The following is an 18429-nucleotide window of genomic DNA, read 5'->3' as shown; positions in this document are numbered from 1 at the left end:
CATGCCGGCCAATCGCCTGACGCTGCCCTCGCCAGCCAAACTCAATTTGATGCTGCACATCCTGGGTCGCCGCGAAGACGGCTACCACGAACTGCAGACGATGTTTCAGTTTCTCGATTACGGCGACGAAATCACCTACGCCCTGCGCGATGACGGTGTCATTCATCTGCACACTGAGTTCGAAGGTGTTCCCCACGACAGCAACCTGATCGTCAAGGCCGCCAGAAAACTGCAGGAGCAATCCGCTTGCTCGCTGGGCGTCGATATCTGGATCGACAAGATCCTGCCCATGGGCGGCGGCATCGGTGGCGGCAGCTCGAATGCCGCAACAACATTGCTGGGCTTGAATCATCTGTGGCAATTGGGCTGGGATGAAGATCGCCTGGCCGGGCTGGGGTTGACGCTGGGCGCCGACGTCCCGGTTTTCGTACGTGGCCACGCGGCTTTCGCCGAGGGCGTGGGGGAGAAACTGACCCCTGTGGACCCGGAAGAACCGTGGTATCTGGTGCTGGTGCCGCAAGTCTCTGTTAGTACGGCAGAAATTTTTTCAGATCCGTTGTTGACACGTAACACTCCTCCCATTAAAGTGCGCCCCGTTCCCAAGGGAAACAGTCGAAATGACTGCTTGCCGGTGGTAACAAGGCGTTATCCAGAGGTACGTAACGCTTTGAATTTGTTAGGTAAATTTACCGAAGCAAAACTCACCGGAACTGGAAGTTGTGTGTTTGGGGGCTTCCCAAGCAAAGCTGAAGCTGATAAAGTCTCGGCCCTTCTGACAGAGACCCTTACAGGATTTGTAGCAAAAGGAAGCAACGTTTCGATGTTGCATCGCAAGCTGCAAAGTCTGCTCTAAAGGAACCGATTACTGGGTAATCGTTGCAACAGATACAGGGGCGTCGCCAAGCGGTAAGGCAGCAGGTTTTGATCCTGCCATGCGTTGGTTCGAATCCAGCCGCCCCTGCCATTTTCCTATACTCATCCAGGTTACCCTCAGCCTTCAGGTACTGCGCGTGTCCAAGATGATGGTCTTTACGGGGAACGCTAACCCCGATCTGGCTCGGCGTGTCGTACGTCAGCTGCATATCCCTCTCGGTGACATCTCTGTCGGTAAATTCTCCGACGGCGAAATTACAGCCGAGATCAATGAAAACGTTCGCGGTAAAGACGTCTTCATTATTCAGCCGACTTGCGCTCCGACCAACGATAACCTGATGGAACTGGTAGTGATGGCTGATGCCTTCCGCCGCTCCTCGGCTACTCGTATCACTGCTGTTATTCCTTACTTTGGTTATGCCCGTCAGGATCGCCGTCCGCGTTCCGCACGTGTGGCTATCAGCGCGAAAGTCGTGGCTGACATGCTTACCGTAGTCGGCATCGACCGTGTTCTCACGGTTGATCTGCATGCTGACCAAATCCAGGGTTTCTTCGATATTCCGGTAGATAACATCTACGGCTCCCCGGTTCTGGTGGATGACATCGAAGATCAGCGCTTCGAAAACCTGATGATCGTGTCCCCGGACATTGGCGGCGTCGTGCGTGCACGTGCCGTTGCCAAATCCCTGGGCGTGGATCTCGGGATCATCGACAAACGCCGTGAGAAAGCCAATCACTCTGAAGTGATGCATATCATCGGTGATGTCGAAGGGCGTACCTGTATTCTGGTCGATGACATGGTCGATACCGCCGGCACCCTGTGCCACGCGGCCAAGGCCTTGAAAGAGCATGGCGCTGCCAAGGTTTTCGCCTACTGCACGCACCCTGTGCTGTCGGGTCGGGCGATCGAAAACATCGAAAATTCCGTGCTGGACGAGTTGGTGGTGACTAACACCATTCCTCTGTCCGCTGCAGCACAAGCCTGTGCGCGTATCCGCCAACTGGATATCGCACCGGTAGTTGCCGAGGCGGTCCGCCGCATCAGCAATGAAGAATCGATCAGCGCGATGTTCCGCTAAGGGCCCTGCCCTTCTCGAAATGTCTCGTTGACGAAAAGCGCCCCGCCCCGGCATTCCTGTCGGGGCGGGGCTTTTTTGCCCATATCGCCTTTAGCGCTGGTCGCAAACGCTGGGGCGAGTGTGGTTATTTTGGAGATACAACATGAACGATTTTACTCTGAATGCTGAAGTGCGTTCCGACCTGGGGAAAGGTGCGAGCCGCCGCCTGCGTCGTCTCGCAAGCCTGGTTCCAGCTGTAGTTTACGGTGGCGACAAAGCCCCTGAATCCATCAGCATGCTGGCCAAAGAAGTTGCCAAACTGCTCGAAAACGAAGCGGCTTACAGCCACATCATCGAGCTGAACGTTGGTGGCACCAAGCAGAACGTCGTGATCAAAGCCCTGCAGCGTCACCCGGCCAAAGGCCACGTGATGCACGCTGACTTCGTACGCGTAGTAGCCGGCCAGAAACTGACCGCTATCGTTCCAGTGCACTTCATCAACGAAGAAGCACCGACCAAGAAAGGCGGCGAAATCTCGCACGTTGTTGCCGAGATCGAAGTTTCCTGCCTGCCGAAAGATCTGCCTGAGTTCATCGAAGTCGACCTGGCTAACGCTGAAATCGGTTCGATCATTCACCTGTCGGACCTCAAGGCTCCTAAAGGCGTTGAGTTCGTGGCCCTGGCACACGGTGATGACAAGGCTGTTGCCAACGTCCACGCTCCACGTGTTGCTCCAGAAGCTGCAGAAGGCGCTGCAGAGTAATTTTACTCTGTACGCCGGAGTGACCGGAAACATCGCGGACTAGAGCATAGCGAGAAAGCGGGCGAGAACGCGGAGTTTACATCATGGTAAATGAGCAATTTTCGTCCACTTTCGCCGCTATCCCTGATTGCGGCGATGTTATCCACCACTCCAAGGAAGGGCCCCTATCGTGACTGCCATCAAACTGATCGTTGGCCTGGGAAATCCAGGCGCTGAATACGAACAGACCCGGCATAACGCAGGGGCCCTTTTTGTTGAGCGCATCGCGAACGCACAAGGCGTGAACCTTGTGGCGGACCGCAAGTATTTCGGCCTGACCGGGCGCTATTCGCATCAGGGTCAGGATGTTCGTCTGCTGATTCCCACCACGTACATGAACCGCAGCGGCCAGGCCGTGGCGGCCCTTGCAGGTTTCTTCCGCATCAAGCCTGAAGAAATCCTCGTGGCACACGACGAACTCGACCTGCCTCCAGGCGTCGCCAAACTCAAAGTGGGCGGCGGCCATGGCGGTCACAACGGGCTGCGCGACATCATTGCGCAACTGGGCAATCAGAACACTTTCCACCGCCTGCGGCTTGGCATCGGTCATCCGGGCGTCGCCAGTATGGTTTCAAATTTCGTCCTGGGTCGTGCGCCACGCGCCGAACAGGAAAAACTCGATGCCAGCATCGACTTTGCCCTCGGCGTGCTGCCGGATATCCTCGCCGGGGAATGGAACCGCGCGATGAAAAACCTGCACAGCCAGAAGGCCTGACTCTTATCCGAGGGGAAACACCATGGGATTCAATTGCGGCATCGTCGGCCTGCCTAACGTCGGCAAGTCCACCCTGTTCAACGCCCTGACCAAATCCGGGATCGCGGCCGAGAACTTCCCCTTCTGCACCATCGAGCCTAACAGCGGTATCGTGCCGATGCCGGATCCGCGTCTGGATGCCCTGGCAGCCATCGTCAATCCAAAGCGCATCCTGCCGACCACCATGGAATTCGTCGACATCGCGGGCCTGGTTGCCGGCGCGTCGAAAGGTGAAGGCCTGGGCAACAAGTTCCTGGCCAACATCCGTGAAACCGATGCCATCGCCCACGTGGTCCGCTGCTTCGAAGACGAGAACGTGATTCACGTCTCCAACAGCGTCGACCCGAAACGCGACATCGAAATCATCGACCTGGAACTGATCTTCGCCGACCTCGACAGCTGCGAGAAGCAACTGCAGAAAGTCGCGCGCAACGCCAAGGGCGGTGACAAGGACGCAGTGGTCCAGAAAGGCCTGCTGGAGCAACTGATCGCTCACTTCACCGAAGGCAAGCCGGCGCGCAGCCTGATGAAGAACATGGGCACCGACGAGAAAGCGGTGATCAAGGGCTTCCACCTGCTGACCACCAAGCCGGTCATGTACATCGCCAACGTCGCTGAAGACGGTTTCGAGAACAACCCGCACCTGGACGTTGTACGCGCCATCGCCGAAGAAGAAGGCGCCGTGGTTGTTCCGGTGTGCAACAAAATCGAAGCGGAAATCGCCGAGCTCGATGACGGCGAAGAAAAAGACATGTTCCTCGAAGCCCTGGGCCTCGAAGAGCCTGGCCTGAACCGCGTGATCCGCGCCGGCTACGAAATGCTGCACCTGCAGACCTACTTCACCGCCGGTGTCGAAGAAGTCCGCGCCTGGACCGTCCGCGTCGGTGCCACCGCACCACAAGCCGCTGGCGTGATCCACACCGACTTCGAAAAAGGCTTCATCCGCGCCGAAGTGATCGCCTACAACGACTTCATCCAGTACAAGGGCGAAGCCGGTACCAAGGAAGCCGGTAAATGGCGCCTGGAAGGCAAGGATTACATCGTTAAAGACGGCGACGTGATGCACTTCCGCTTCAACGTGTAAGCCATACGCCCAAGAAAAAGCCGCGTTTGATACGCGGCTTTTTTGTGCCTGGAATATTGCCGGCAACACCACCGAACCATTGTGGGAGCGGGCTTGCTCGCGAAGGCGGTGTGTCAGTTAGAGTTATACCGACTGACACTCCCTCTTCGCGAGCAAGCCCGCTCCCACAGGGGGGGATTTGTGCTGGATCAGGACTTCTTCGTACGCGGCAGGAAGATTGCCAACACCCCGAACAGCGGCAGGAACGAACACAGGTAGTACACGTATTCGATGCCGTGAATATCCGCCAGATGGCCCAGCAACGCCGCGCCAATCCCGCCGAAGCCGAACATCAGGCCGAAGAATATCCCGGCGATCATCCCGACATTGCCCGGCACCAGTTCCTGGGCGTACACCACGATGGCCGAGAACGCCGAGGCGAGGATGAAGCCGATGACGACGCTGAGGATGCTGGTCCAGAACAGGTCGACATGGGGCAGCAGCAAGGTGAACGGCGCAACGCCGAGGATCGAGAACCAGATCACCGCCTTGCGCCCGATCCTGTCACCGATCGGCCCGCCAAAGAACGTTCCCGCCGCGACCGCGCCGAGAAACAGGAACAGATGCAGCTGCGAGCTGGCCACCGACAGGTCGAACTTCTCGATCAGATAAAAGGTGAAGTAGCTGGTGAGGCTCGACATGTAGAAATACTTGGAGAACACCAGCAACCCGAGCACCACCAGCGCACTGGTCACTCGGCCCTTGGACAAGCCGTGAGTCGCCGCCTGGCCCTGCTTGAGCTTGAACAGGTTCAAATGGTTGGCGTACCAGCGGCTGATCCGGTAAAGCACGAACAGCGCAAACACCGCGAACAGGCCGAACCAGGCCACCTGCCCTTGACCGTAGGGAATGATGATCGCCGCCGCCAGCAACGGGCCGAACGCCGAGCCCGCGTTACCGCCGACCTGGAAGGTCGATTGCGCCAGCCCGAAGCGTCCGCCCGAAGCCAGGCGCGCCACGCGGGACGCTTCCGGGTGGAAGGTCGATGAACCGATGCCGATCAGCCCCGCCGCCAACAGGATTAGCGGGAAGCTGCCGACCACCGACATCATCAGAATCCCGATCAAGGTGCAGACCGTACCCGCCGGCAACAACCACGGTTTGGGATGGCGATCGGTGTAGTAGCCGACCCACGGCTGCAGCAACGAGGCCGTCAGCTGAAACGTCAGGGTGATCAGGCCGACCTGGGTGAAGGTCAGCCCATAGTTGGCCTTGAGCATCGGATAGATCGACGGCAGCACCGACTGGATCAGGTCGTTGATCAAATGCGCCAGCGCTACCGCGCCGATGATGCGCATCACCAGGGGACTGCTTTGGGGCGTAGCGGACGCCGGCACTGAGCCGGTCTGGGCGTTGCTGATAGCCATGGGAATTTCCAGACAACAGGAGGTACGAACGTGCAGGTGCGCCAATGTGCCATTTTTCGGTGCGGCAACGCCATCCCCTTAGCCTGCTAACGACCTCGTTTTTCATCACCACAACCTTGATGGCGCAAAGCCATGGTCTGAATCTTGCCTTCCTTGTCTGCTTGAACGCGGCTTCCTTACAAAGGAGACCGACAATGGGAAGTTTCGCTACAGAGTCGGCCTACAGAGCGGACAAGGGTGAACTTTCGAGGCCTTTTTAGAGGGCACGAGTCGGGGGGGCGACAACCTCCGTCGCACGCCAATAGTGCGTGGTGTCCAGAGGAGTCATGGGGCATGCAGGCTTTTTTATCACCGGGGATCGGGCTGCTGGGGCGTTTTGGCTTCGCACGTAAATTCCAGCTGTTGTTTCTGCTGTTTATCCTGCCGCTGGCCGGCAGCCTGTGGATGATCGGCCAGGACTATCGCGACAAACTCAGCCTGATCTCCGGCGAACGCGCCGGGGTGCGGCAACTGCTTGCCCTCGATGCGCTGGATGACCTGCTCGCCGCCCAGCGTGATCGCGCCGCCAGGTGGCGCGCCACGGAAACCAATCGCCAGCCAACGCCGGCCACCCTCGCCGCGATGGCCGCCTTCGATGGGGTTCAGCCCGCCGTCAGCCAGGCCACTACCAAATTGGGCAATGCCCTGCAAAAAGAAAGCGCCGAGGGCGAAACCCTGTCGCGTTATCAGGCCCTGCAAACCGCCCTCGATGGCCTCGACTCAAAAAGCCTGAGCAATGTCGGCTGGTGGCCCGATGGCTACGATCGCTTTACCAACGCCTTGAGCGCCCTGCAAGCCTTGCGCGAGCAGATCGCCATGGATAATCGCCTGACGCTGGCACCGTGGCTGGAAACCTACTTGCTGACGCAGATCTCCACCCAGCATGCGCCGGACCTGATCGAACGGGTCGGTCGTCTGGCTGCTGTGGGCCAGGCCTCGGTGGTGTCCGGACAGTTCACCCTGCAAAGCCGCCTGCAACTGCGCGACCTGCGCAGCCGCATCGGCGATGCGCGAGAGCAGCTGGTGAAAACCGCTGGCCTGCTCGAAGCGCGCTTGCCCAGTGCCCTGCAAACCTGGGCCGGGCAATACCACGACAGCCTCAAGCGCCTCGATGCGGGCCTGAAGGTGCTGGATGACGGCGTGTTCGGTGGCAGCATCAACCTCAAGCCGGAGGACTTCGAACGCAGTCTCGACGCCCTGCTCGCCGACCTCGCCTCGTTGCGTCAGCAGTCGCTGGTGTCGCTGGATCAACGACTGGATTACTACCACGACTCGGCGATCCGCCAGTTCGTTGTTGTGGCCGCCGTGTTGGGCTGCCTGCTGTTGGCCGCGCTGTATCTGTTCATCTGTTTGCAAGCCTCGATCCGCCGCAGCGCCAGCGGCATCACGGTACTGGCCGAGGCCCTGCGCGATGGCAATCTGAGCCTGCAAGTGCCGGTTCAAGGCCGGGACGAACTGGCGGTCATCAGCACCGCGCTGAACGTCGCCGTGGTGCAACTGCGCACCAGCCTGCAAGGGGTGGATCACGAAACCCTGCAACTGAGCAACGCGGTACAAGCCCTCAACCATCATTCCAGCGACGCCCTGGGCGAAGTCGAAGCCCAGCAGCTGCAGATCAGTCAAATTGCCGCTGCCGCGACGCAACTGGCCGCCACCTCACAAGGGGTGGCCCACAGTTGCGAACAAGCGTCCGGCAGCGCCCAGCACACCCGGCGCATTGCCGCCGACAGCAGCCGTGACAGCCAGCGCACCACCGCGAGTATCCAGCAGCTCAATCAACGTCTGAACGAGACCGCTGCGGCGCTGGGCCGGGTCAGTGAACAAGGACAGCAGATTCAACTGGTGGTCGACACCATTCGCGGTGTCGCCGAGCAGACCAACCTGCTGGCACTCAACGCCGCCATCGAGGCGGCTCGGGCGGGCGAGCAAGGGCGTGGCTTCGCGGTGGTGGCCGATGAAGTGCGCAGCCTGTCCCAACGCACCCAGTCGTCGACCGCACAGATCGCCGGTACGGTCGACAGCCTGCGCAACACCGTGAATGAGGCCGTCAGCCTGATGCAAGCCGCGTGCAGTCAGGCAGAGAGCGATGCGCAAGCGGTCACCGGCCTCGGTGAACGGCTCGGGGAAATCGCCAGTGCGGTGCAGAGCGTCACCGATACCCTGGCGCAAATCGCCACGGCGGTGGAGGAACAGGCCAGTACCGCCGACGAGGTCAGCGGCAATATCCAGCAGGTAGATCAAGCGGCGGTGCGCTTGCTCGAAGGGGCCCGCGCGGTGAACCAGGCCGCGGACACCCTGAGCCACGGCAGCAAAGCCTTAAGCGACAACACTGGGCGCTTCCGCTTGAGTTGAATCGGCCAGGACTTCTCAGGCGCGGATCACCGCCTCCGGGAAGTCCTGCTCCAGTTCGCTCTTGAGCCAGTCGATAAACCACGCCGCGTCCGCCGAGAGCTCGGCGGACGGCGTCAGCACCCGATAGCTTTCCAGCTTCACTTGCGCATCCACCACCCGCACCAGCTTGCCGCTATGGAGTTCGTCGCGCACCAGCACTTCGTTGGCCAGCGCAATACCCTGCCCGCTCTCGGCCACCGACAATGCGTGGTCATTGTTGACGTAGAGCATGTCCGAATTGAGGTGCATGTCGAGGTCGTTGGCGGCGAACCACAGGTTCCACCACTCGCCGTCATCCACATGGATCAGGTTGTGTTTCACCAGGTCCGCGGGGCTGTCGATGGGCTCGACGCTGGCCAGATAGTCGGGGGAACAGATCGGAAACACCCGAGGACAAATCAGGCTGGTGCGCGAGTGCGCATATTGGCCGTCCAACCCGTAGACAATGCCCAGGTCAGCGCTTTTGCCATCCACTTCGGTGAAGGTGGAGTTGGGTTCGATGGCGAACTTCAAGCCCGGACGCAGATGACGCATGGCCTCGATGCGCGGCATCAGCCAGCGCTTGGCAAACCCCGGCACCACCATGATGCGCAGCCAGCGTTCGGCGTGTTTTGGCTGCGCCTCTTTTCCCGCTTCGATGATCAGCTGCAAGGCGGCGGTGATCTTGCGGTGGTACTTCTCCCCCGCCGTCGTCAGGTTGACCCCGCGTGAGGTGCGCTCGAACAGTTGGATGCCCAGCCAGTCTTCCAGCAACTTCACATGGCGGCCGATGGCCGGCTGGGTCACGTGCAGGGCCTTGGAGGCTTCGACATAGCTGCCCAACCGGGCCGCGGCATCAAAGGCACGCACCGCGTTGAGCGGCGGCAAACGGTGGTCAGGCATGGTTTCCGGGCGCCTTCTGCTGTTAAATTTTTTAACAGCCCCTATGTTAAAATTGAAGTTTCGCCCCCGCAACCCCTCGCTGATAATCGATCCACAGCAGAACAACAAAACAGCTGGTTACAACACCCGAACGCAATCTCGATCCTGCCCAGAAAAATAATATCCATGGCCCGACGACACAGCTGTTTTCAGCACGTGCGCAGGCGATGGGGGAATCGGAGGTAACGCATGAATGCCCTGCATTCGCTGCAAACGCTGGCGGTGTCCATCCGCTCAGTGCGCAAAGTCTACGGTGATCCAAAGACTGGCCCGGTGGCGCTCAAAAGCATCGACCTGGACATTCGCGACAACGAGTTCTTCACCCTTCTCGGCCCTTCGGGCTGCGGCAAAACCACGCTCCTGCGGATGATCGCCGGGTTCGAATTCCCTACCGAAGGCGAAATTCTGCTCTACGGCGAAAACATCGCCGACCGCCCGCCCTTCCAGCGCCCGGTCAACACGGTGTTCCAGCATTACGCACTGTTCCCGCACATGACCATCGCCGAGAACCTGGCCTTCGGCCTTGAGTCCCACCCGATGGGCAAAGTCCTGAACAAAACGCAAATGGCCGAACGGGTGCGCGAGATGCTCGCCCTGGTGCAGATGGAGCGCTTTGCCAACCGCAAGCCGGCGCAACTGTCTGGCGGTCAGCAACAGCGTGTCGCCCTCGCTCGTGCATTGGCGCCGCATCCCAAGGTCTTGCTGCTCGACGAACCGCTTTCGGCGTTGGACCTCAAGCTGCGCCAGGCCATGCGCGAAGAGTTGAAAACCATTCAGGCGCGCACCGGCATCACCTTCATCTTCGTCACCCACGACCAGGAAGAAGCCCTGACCATGTCCGACCGCATCGCCGTGTTGTCCGAAGGCGAGGTGCAGCAGGTCGGTCGTCCGGAAGACATCTACGAACGCCCGCGCAATCGCTTCGTGGCGGACTTCATCGGTGAAACCAACTTCATCGAAGGTACGGTCACCCGCGTTGCAGACGGCCTCGCCTGGTTCGCCGGTCCGGCCGGTCATCCATTGCCTGCACAGCCATGCAGCGATGTGCGAGTCGGTGCCAACGTCGCATTGTCCGTGCGCCCCGAGCGTTTGCATCTGGTGCCAGCCACCACTGAGAACGCTCTGCCGTGCCGGATCGAAGCGCAGATCTACCTCGGCACCGACCTGCAATACCAGGTCAGCCTGACCGACGGTTCACGCCTCACCGTGCGCACCCCCAACTGCGTCGACCAGAGCAAACGCTTCGCCGTCGGCAGTCAGGCCGGTCTGTTGTTCGACCAGGGCAGCGCCAGCGTCCTGCACGATTGAGCACGAGGAATTGCCATGCACGCTTTACCGATTGCCAACACACTGGAACGTCGGCGGGCCTTCCAGAGCTTTCTCGGTGTCAGTCCCGCGCTGATCGCCATCGGCCTGTTTCTGATCGTGCCGATCCTGATCGTCATCGGTTACTCGCTGATGGAGGCCAACCCCTATGGCGGGGTGAACAAAGTATTCAGCAGTGACGCCTACACCTCCCTGCTGTTCGAGCGGCAACTGGACGACAGCCTGGCCTTCACCGACTCCTACCTGATCATTGCCCTGCGCTCCATCGGCATCGCCGGGCTGACCACGCTCATCACCCTGTTGATCGGTTTTCCGGTGGCGGTATGGCTGGCCATGCAACCGGCCCATCGCCGTGGCTTGCTGATCTTCCTGATCACCGTGCCGTTCTGGGCCAACCTGTTGATCCGCACCTACGCCTGGATTCTGCTGCTGCGCAACACCGGGGTGATCAACAACAGCCTGATGGGCCTCGGGGTCATCGACCAGCCGCTGCAACTGCTCTACACCGACGGCGCGGTGCTGCTGGGGCTGGTTTATACCTATGCGCCCTTCGTCGTGCTGCCGATCTACGCCACCCTGGAAAAAATGGACATCCGCCTGCTCGAAGCCGCTCAAGACCTCTACGCCGGACGCGTTCGAACCTTGCGCAAGGTGGTGTTGCCGATTGCCAAACCGGGAATTCTCGCCGGCGCCATCCTCACTTTCGTGCCTTGCCTGGGCGCGATGATCGCTCCGGAACTGCTCGGTGGCGGCACGCGAATGATGCTCGGCAACCTGATCTTCCGCCAGTTCAGCGATGCGCGTAACTGGCCTTTCGGTGCGGCTCTGTCGCTGGTGCTGATGGCGGCGGTGATGTTGGTACTGACGGTTTATGCCTTGCGTGCCGAACGCCAGCGCATCGCCAAAGGAGGTGCGTGATGATCGGCCTGTTCAAACGCAACACGCTGGGGGTGCAGGACTTCCCCGGCTTCGGCGGATTCAGTTTCCTGTTCTACCTGTACCTCTATGCGCCGATCGTGGTGCTGGTGGTGTTTTCGTTCAACGCCAACCAGTCGGCCACGGTGTGGACCGGTTTCAGCTTCGACTGGTATCGCGCGGCCTTCGCCAACCAGGCCCTGCGCCAGGCGGCTGGCAACAGCCTGTTGATCGCGGTCTGCGCCAGCATGGTCGCCACGGCCATCGCCACCCTCGCCGCCCTCGGCACTTCACGGGGTGCGAAGTTCAAGGGTCTGCAACTGTCCATGGGCGCAATCATGTTGCCCCTGGTGCTGCCGGAAATCGTGGTCGGCGTCGCCACCCTCGCGCTGTTCTCCACCATCGGTCTGTCCCTGGGCTACGGCAATCTGATTATCGCGCACACGGTGTTCTGTATTCCGTTTGCCTTTCTGCCGATACGGGCACGCCTGAACGACATGGACCTGTCCCTGGAACAAGCCTCGGCCGACCTCTATGCCGGCCCGTGGCGGACCTTCCGCAAGGTCACCCTGCCGCTGCTGATGCCGGGGATTTTCTCCGGGCTGATGCTGGCCTTCATCGTGTCGCTGGATAACTTCGTGATCTCGATGATGGTCTCCCAGGCCGGCACCACCACCTTGCCGATCTTCATCTTCGGCCTGTTGCGCATGGGTGTGACACCGGACGTCAACGCTGTCTCGACCCTGATCCTGGGCGTCTCGGTGCTGTTCGTCACGCTCTCTTATCTGCTGGGTAAAAAGAAAACCTGAACCTTCTACGTACTGTGGGGAAATAGCATGAGCAAGTGGATTAAAAGCATCGGCACTTCGTTGTTCCTGACTTTACCGCTGACCATGGTCGGCAGCGTTCAGGCCGCGGAAAAACTCAACGTGGTGAGCTGGAGCGGCTACTTTTCGCCGGAGATTCTCGCCAAGTTCCAGAAGCAGACCGGCATCGAAGTCACAGTCGACTCCTACGATTCCAACGAAACCCTGCTGGCCAAATTGAAACAGGGCGGTGCCGGTTATGACGTGGCGATCCCCTCGCACCAGTTCGTGCCGATCCTGATCAAGGAAAAACTGCTGGAGCGCTTCGACCCGGTCAACCAGCCCTACTACGCCAGCGTCGTCGACAACCTGAAAAAACCCACCTGGGACCCGGAAGGTGCCTATTCCGTGCCGTTCATCTGGGGCACCACCAGCGTGGTGCTCAACACCGAGCGCTACAAGGGCCCCACCGACAGCCTCAAGGTGCTTTACGAGCCACCGGCCGAGCTGCAAGGACGAATCAACATGTTCGACTCGGTCAGCGACGTGGTGGACATGGCCAGCCTGTATCTGAACATTCCACTGTGCAGCGAAGACCCGAAGCAGATGCAGCAGATTCTGACCCTGCTCAAGGCGCAGAAACCCTTCGTCAAAACCTACAGTTCCAAGGCCGGTTCGATCCGCGAAAACCTCGCCTCCGGTGAAATCGACATGTCGACCTTCTGGGGCGGCTCGTCGATGCGCGCCCGGGAGATGAAACCGAGCCTGAAATACCTGTACCCGAAAGAAGGTGTGCTGGCCTGGGTCGACAACATGGTCATCCCGACCGGCAGCAAGAACCCGGCAAACGCCAAAGCCTTCATCGCGTTCCTCAGCCAGCCTGAAAACGCGGCGATGACCCAGAACTTCCTCAAGCACCAGAGCCCGATCAAGGGTGTGGAGCCGTTCCTCGACGCGGGCCTCAAAGACGCCCCGGAACTGCACATTCCCGAAGGCACCCAGGTGGTGTTCAGCAAGACCTGCGGCGAAGGCGCGATCCGCCTGGCCGACCGTCTCTGGACCAACCTGATGCGTTGATCTCTACCGCCCCGACGCGATGGCGGGGCGTTTTTCCAGCCGTCTGAAAGGCCGCTTGCAATGAACTCTAATAACATCAGCGAACTGGTCCTGTTGCAGGCCCACGAGCTCGCCGAACGCATCCGCCTGCGTCAGGTTTCCTGCCGGGAAGTGATGCAGACTTATCTTGCCCATATCGAACGCTTCAACCCGCAGGTCAATGCACTGGTGAGCCTGCAAGCGCCGCAAGACCTGCTGGCCCAGGCCGATATCCGCGACGCCGAACTGGCGAAAGGTCAATACTGTGGCTGGATGCACGGCCTGCCCCACGCCATCAAGGACTTGTCCCTGACCCGTGGCATCCGCACCACGCTGGGTTCGCCGCTGTACAAGGACTTCATCCCCGAGCGCGACGGCATCATGGTCGAGCGAATCAAAGCGGCGGGCGCGATCATCATCGGCAAGAGCAACACCCCGGAATTCGGCCTCGGTTCGCAAAGCTATAACCCGCTGTTCGGCGCGACCGGTTGCGCCTACGACCCGAGCAAGACCGCTGGCGGCAGCAGCGGCGGTGCGGCGGCGGCGCTGGCGATGCACCTGGTGCCGGTGGCCGACGGCAGCGACATGATGGGCTCGCTGCGCAACCCGGCCGCCTTCAACAATATCTTCGGGTTCCGTCCGTCCCAGGGCCGCGTGCCCTTCGATGACAGTGCCGATCTGTTTATCGACCAACTCGGCTACGAAGGCCCCATGGCTCGCAGCGTGCGCGATGCGGCGTTGCTGCTATCGGTACAGGCCGGGGCCGATGCGCGGGCGCCGCTGTCGATTGCCGAGTCTGGCAGCGCCTTTGTGGCACCGCTGGATCGGGACTTCAAAGGCACGCGTCTGGGCTGGCTCGGCGACTTCAACGGCTACCTGCCGATGGAAAAAGGCATCCTCTCGCTGTGCGAAAAGGCCTTTGCCGATTTCGAAAGCCTGGGTTGCCACATCGAACCCGTTCAGTGCGAATTCGCGCCAGAGAAACTGTGGAGCAGTTGGCGGACATTGCGCCACTGGATGGTCGCCGGCTCGTTGGGCGCGACCTATGCCGACCCGCAAAAACGTGCGCTGTTGAAACCGGAAGCCTGCTGGGAAGTGGAAAACGGCCTGAAACTCTCGGCCACCGACGTGTTTGCCGCTTCAGTGACGCGCAGCGACTGGTATCGGGCGATCTCCAGGTTGTTCGAAAAATACGACTACCTGCTGCTGCCCAGCGCCCAGGTGTTCCCCTTCGATAAAACCCAACCGTGGCCCACCACCATCGAAGGCGTGACCATGGACACCTATCACCGCTGGATGGAGGTGGTGATTCCCGGCACCTTGTCCGGTTGCCCGGTAGCCAACGTACAGGTTGGCTTCAACGCCAGCGGCCTGCCCATGGGCCTGCAAATCATCGGCAGACACCAGGCCGACTTCGCTGTCCTGCAACTGGCCCACGCCTACGAACAGGCCAGCCGCTGGTTCCAGCGCTGCCCTTCACCGCTGCTCAGAGGATAGATTTTGATAAACGGTTGAAAGCGCAGAGAAATATTTTAGATTTATGCTTGACGCATCCCCGTTACCGGTGAATAATGCGCGCCACTTGGCTACATAGCTCAGTTGGTTAGAGCATAGCATTCATAATGCTGGGGTCCGGGGTTCAAGTCCCTGTGTAGCCACCAAGTACTAAAAACGGCTTACCGCAAGGTAAGCCGTTTTTTTATGCCTTGAAAAAAATACGCTGCGGTTGCAGGAAATCCTCAACCGCATGCGCGCATCGATCAGACGCCAATGGTCGGCAATGCCGACAACGCCCGTTCCCAGATCTGCCACGTGCGCAACCAGACCATCGCCTGCCAGTCACTGTCGGCCGGATAGAACTGCTCCAGCAGATTCAGCTTGATCTCGCGTCCTGCTGCGTCACTCGGATTGCCGTGCAGATGCAGCCAGTGATCATCGCGCAGATGCCGGTGAACGTCCGGCCCCGGGTAAGTCCCACACTCAATGACAAACGGCATCAGCCGTACCTGCGGCAGCGCATCGATCAATGCCTGCGAGGTATAGCCGGTGGCCGTTGCCGCCACGCCGGTTTCGCTCAGGGTATCGGCACCGGTCTGCAGGCTGTAGAGCCACGGGCCATAAATCGCCTGCGCATCCGCCAGCGCCGGATAGGCGGACTCGGTGATGGTCAACAACATCGGATGACCGTATTCGCCAGCGCCCGTGTGCAAGTCGAAACACATGGCGACCTCGGCATGGGCTACGTGCATTTGCACGATCTTGTGCAACGTGCGGTTCGACCAGCTCGGCGCCAGCCCGCCGAAAAACAGACCGTCGGGGTGAGCATGCTGACCGCCCTCGACAATCGACATGACTGCCGGCCAGCCGTGCAGGCGAATCTGTTCGTCGAGCAAGGCATCGGCACGATCACGCTCCGGACCTTGCAACTGTGGGCAGGCATAGATTTCATGCAGAGCGTCATAGGCCTGGTTGTCCGGCAGCGGTCGCTGGAAATCCAGGTGATTGCGGTTCAGGTCGATGTTGTCTTCGTTGACCCGGCGCAACCACGCCATGCCCCAAGGGTTGATGGCATGGATCATGACCACGGCGACATCCGCTGGCAGGGAGCGCTTGCCCAACTCCTGCAACCATTTGATCTGACAGCCCGAGCCGTAGAAGCCTTCGACTCCGTGGGTGCCGCTCAGCGCGATCAACAGGCGCTTGGCGCCCGGATCACCCAATACCGCCACATCCGTGCTAAGGGACTCACCAAACGGCCCCTTGAGCGGGTGTGGATACTCCGTCAGCGTTGCGCCTGCAGTGGTCGCGGCGGCCAGGAACTGTTCACGCTGGGTGCTATAGCTGGACTGGGTGGGGAACTCGGTTTGCATGTCTGCCTCTTGTTGATTTTCCGGCCTGCCTGTTGGCAACGACCCTACAGAAAATCCCGCTATTGATGAAGGACAAAAACTTCAGCGCCATGGGACCCGGTTTGCGTCCCTCCCGGTCGGTCGATAAAGTCCACTGATCGTAGATCCAACGGACGGAGTACCCCACGTGTTCTCAACCTTTCCATTGCGCCGCTATCGCCTGCCAACCCTGGTTCTGCTCGCCAGTGCCTTGACCCTGGCCGCGTGCCACAACGCTTCGGTGCCGACGCTGCCGCTCGCTCCGGAAAGCGCTTCCGGGTTCCGCACCGACCTGAAAACTCAACATGCCGACAAATACATGGCAGCGGCGGCCAATCCGCTGGCGGCCGAAGCCGGGCGGGAGATGCTGCGCCGGGGCGGCTCGGCCATCGACGCGGTGATTGCGATGCAAGCCGTGTTGACGCTAGTCGAGCCACAGTCTTCGGGCATCGGCGGCGGCGCATTGATCGTCCTCTGGGATGGCAAGGCCGTGCGCACCTACGACGGACGTGAAACCGCCCCGGCCGGCGCCACCGAAAAGCTTTTCCTGCAAGCCAACGGACAACCGATGGGGTTCACCCAGGCGCAGATTGGCGGTCGTTCGGTGGGCACACCCGGCGTGCTGCGCGCCCTGGAACTGGCCCATCAAAAACACGGACGCCTGCCCTGGGCGCAGCTGTTTGAACCGGCCATCCAGCTCGCCGAGCAAGGCTTCGCCATTTCGCCACGCCTGCACCGGTTGATCGCCGCGGATTCGTCCATGCCTCGCTCGCCGGAAATGATGGCTTACTTTCGCAATGCCGATGGCAGCCCAAAAGCCGTCGGCACAAACTTGAAGAACCCGGCACTGGCCGCCGTGTTCAAGCGCATTGCCCATGAAGGCCCGGATGCCCTGTACAAAGGCCCGATTGCCGAGGAAATCGCGGCCAAGGTGCAGGGGCACGCCAACCCCGGTAGCCTGTCCCTGACCGACCTCGCCAACTACCAGGCCAAGGAGCGCGCGCCGCTGTGCACCGACTACAAGCGCTGGCAGGTCTGCGGCATGCCGCCGCCGTCGTCGGGCGGGATCGCCGTGGCGCAGATCCTCGGCACGCTGCAAGCCCTGGAGACCCGCGATAAACGCCTGGCGCTGGCACCGCTGCAACCGGTCAAGACCACGGCCCCGGCCGGCATCGAACCCGACCCGCAAGCCGTGCACCTGATCTCTGAGGCCGAACGCCTGGCCTACGCCGACCGCGCTCAATACTTAGCCGATACAGACTTCGTCCCCGTGCCGGTCAAGGGCCTGGTCGACCCGGCCTACCTCGCCAGCCGCGCCGCCCTGATTGGTGAACGCAGCATGGGCACGGCCAAACACGGCACTCCGCCGGGTATCCGCGTGGCCTATGCGCCGGACCGTTCGCCGCTGCGGATTTCCACCTCGCAAGTGGTGGCCGTCGATGACGCGGGCGGCGCCGTGTCGATGACCACCACCATCGAGTCGGCGTTCGGCTCGCACATCATGGTTCAGGGTTTTATGCTCAACAACGAGATGACCGACTTCTCGTTCATCCCCGAGGAGAACGGACAGAAAGTCGCCAACCGCGTCGAGCCCGGCAAACGCCCGCGCTCGTCCATGGCCCCGACCCTGATCTTCGACCGCCAGAGCGGCGAATTCCTCGCCACCGTCGGTTCCCCCGGCGGCTCGCAAATCATCGAATACGTGGCCAAATCCACCATCGGCCTGCTCGACTGGAACCTCGATGCCCAAGCCGCCATCAACCTGCCCAACTTCGGCAGCCGCAACGGCCCGACCGAACTGGAACAGGGGCAGTTCAGCCCGACGCTGATTCAGGCGCTGAAAGACAAAGGGCACAGCGTGAGCGAGATCGACATGACCAGCGGGACCCAGGCGATTGTTCGGGTCAAGGACGCCCAAGGCAAAGCGTCGCTGACAGGCGGAGCCGATCCGCGGCGTGAAGGGCAAGCGCTGGGGGATTGAGTCGTACGCGGGGATGAGAAAGGGCTTACCGGTGGGTAGGCCCTTTTTATTGGTAAAGAGTCCAGCTCGCCTCTCTCCCGCTGCTTTTTC

15 protein-coding genes and 2 tRNA genes are annotated in these 18429 nt (G+C 60.6%); 14 read left to right on the top strand and 3 right to left on the bottom strand.

Translation table 11 applies throughout. The annotated features are described in order from the left end of the window. The first annotated feature begins 1 nt into the window (after position 1). The 6 genes from ispE (at position 2) to ychF (ending at position 4571) form a co-directional block, all read left to right on the top strand. Positions 2-853, top strand: a complete 852-nt coding sequence (gene ispE, locus KGB29_RS26095; RefSeq protein WP_057713314.1) for a 4-(cytidine 5'-diphospho)-2-C-methyl-D-erythritol kinase — start codon at positions 2-4, stop codon at positions 851-853. Between the two features lie 36 nt (positions 854-889). Further along, positions 890-964, top strand: a tRNA-Gln gene (locus KGB29_RS26090). A 46-nt stretch (positions 965-1010) separates the two neighbouring features. Continuing rightward, the gene (locus KGB29_RS26085; RefSeq protein WP_003171603.1) at positions 1011-1952 is read left to right on the top strand and encodes a ribose-phosphate pyrophosphokinase; all 942 of its coding nucleotides are present in this window, start codon (positions 1011-1013) and stop codon (positions 1950-1952) included. 142 nt (positions 1953-2094) lie between these two features. Then, positions 2095-2694 carry a 50S ribosomal protein L25/general stress protein Ctc gene (locus KGB29_RS26080; protein WP_007973891.1) on the top strand — a complete coding sequence of 200 codons (600 nt, stop codon included), beginning with the start codon at positions 2095-2097 and terminating at the stop codon, positions 2692-2694. A 169-nt stretch (positions 2695-2863) separates the two neighbouring features. Next, the gene (gene pth, locus KGB29_RS26075; protein WP_007973893.1) at positions 2864-3448 is read left to right on the top strand and encodes an aminoacyl-tRNA hydrolase; all 585 of its coding nucleotides are present in this window, start codon (positions 2864-2866) and stop codon (positions 3446-3448) included. Between the two features lie 22 nt (positions 3449-3470). Continuing rightward, a complete protein-coding gene (gene ychF, locus KGB29_RS26070; RefSeq protein WP_057713313.1) occupies positions 3471-4571 on the top strand; it encodes a redox-regulated ATPase YchF in 1101 nt (366 codons plus the stop codon). Between the two features lie 188 nt (positions 4572-4759). On the opposite strand, the gene KGB29_RS26065 is transcribed toward ychF, so the two are convergent. After that, positions 4760-5977, bottom strand: coding sequence for an MFS transporter (locus KGB29_RS26065; RefSeq protein ID WP_150814902.1), 1218 nt, complete (start codon positions 5975-5977; stop codon positions 4760-4762). A gap of 333 nt (positions 5978-6310) precedes the next feature. Between KGB29_RS26065 and KGB29_RS26060 the strand changes: the two genes are divergently transcribed. Then, entirely contained in the window at positions 6311-8368 is a 2058-nt protein-coding gene (locus tag KGB29_RS26060; protein ID WP_150814901.1) for a methyl-accepting chemotaxis protein, read from the top strand. A 15-nt stretch (positions 8369-8383) separates the two neighbouring features. Here the strand turns inward: KGB29_RS26060 and KGB29_RS26055 are convergent, their stop codons facing one another. Then, positions 8384-9289 carry a LysR substrate-binding domain-containing protein gene (locus tag KGB29_RS26055; protein WP_057713310.1) on the bottom strand — a complete coding sequence of 302 codons (906 nt, stop codon included), beginning with the start codon at positions 9287-9289 and terminating at the stop codon, positions 8384-8386. 228 nt (positions 9290-9517) lie between these two features. Here KGB29_RS26055 and KGB29_RS26050 point away from each other — a divergent pair, with 228 nt between their 5' ends. The 6 genes from KGB29_RS26050 to KGB29_RS26025 all read left to right on the top strand — a co-directional run bounded on the left by KGB29_RS26050 (position 9518) and on the right by KGB29_RS26025 (position 15131). Continuing rightward, positions 9518-10636 (top strand): ABC transporter ATP-binding protein, encoded by a 1119-nt coding sequence (locus tag KGB29_RS26050; RefSeq protein ID WP_150814900.1) that lies wholly within the window; start codon positions 9518-9520, stop codon positions 10634-10636. Between the two features lie 15 nt (positions 10637-10651). After that, a complete protein-coding gene (locus KGB29_RS26045) occupies positions 10652-11572 on the top strand; it encodes an ABC transporter permease (protein ID WP_150814899.1) in 921 nt (306 codons plus the stop codon). After that, entirely contained in the window at positions 11572-12378 is an 807-nt protein-coding gene (locus KGB29_RS26040; RefSeq protein WP_057713307.1) for an ABC transporter permease, read from the top strand. Before KGB29_RS26045 ends, KGB29_RS26040 begins: the two co-directional genes overlap by 1 nt. A gap of 27 nt (positions 12379-12405) precedes the next feature. Beyond that, a complete protein-coding gene (locus tag KGB29_RS26035) occupies positions 12406-13452 on the top strand; it encodes an extracellular solute-binding protein (protein ID WP_150814898.1) in 1047 nt (348 codons plus the stop codon). Between the two features lie 60 nt (positions 13453-13512). After that, positions 13513-14967 (top strand): amidase, encoded by a 1455-nt coding sequence (locus KGB29_RS26030; RefSeq protein WP_218543233.1) that lies wholly within the window; start codon positions 13513-13515, stop codon positions 14965-14967. Positions 14968-15054: 87 nt separating this feature from the next. Beyond that, positions 15055-15131, top strand: a tRNA-Met gene (locus KGB29_RS26025). A gap of 99 nt (positions 15132-15230) precedes the next feature. Here KGB29_RS26025 and KGB29_RS26020 read toward each other — a convergent pair. Beyond that, a complete protein-coding gene (locus tag KGB29_RS26020; protein ID WP_150815028.1) occupies positions 15231-16340 on the bottom strand; it encodes a DUF2817 domain-containing protein in 1110 nt (369 codons plus the stop codon). A gap of 166 nt (positions 16341-16506) precedes the next feature. Between KGB29_RS26020 and ggt the strand changes: the two genes are divergently transcribed. Next, complete coding sequence (ggt, locus tag KGB29_RS26015; RefSeq protein WP_150815029.1) at positions 16507-18339, top strand: gamma-glutamyltransferase; 1833 nt, start codon at positions 16507-16509, stop codon at positions 18337-18339. The last annotated feature ends 90 nt before the right edge of the window (positions 18340-18429 follow it).

This window comes from Pseudomonas sp. BF-B-30, from assembly GCF_019956305.1.
GTDB classification, from domain to species: Bacteria; Pseudomonadota; Gammaproteobacteria; order Pseudomonadales; family Pseudomonadaceae; genus Aquipseudomonas; species Aquipseudomonas jessenii.
The sequence above is the reverse complement of the archived record's forward strand: the minus strand, read 5'-3'. Positions and strand labels throughout refer to the sequence as shown.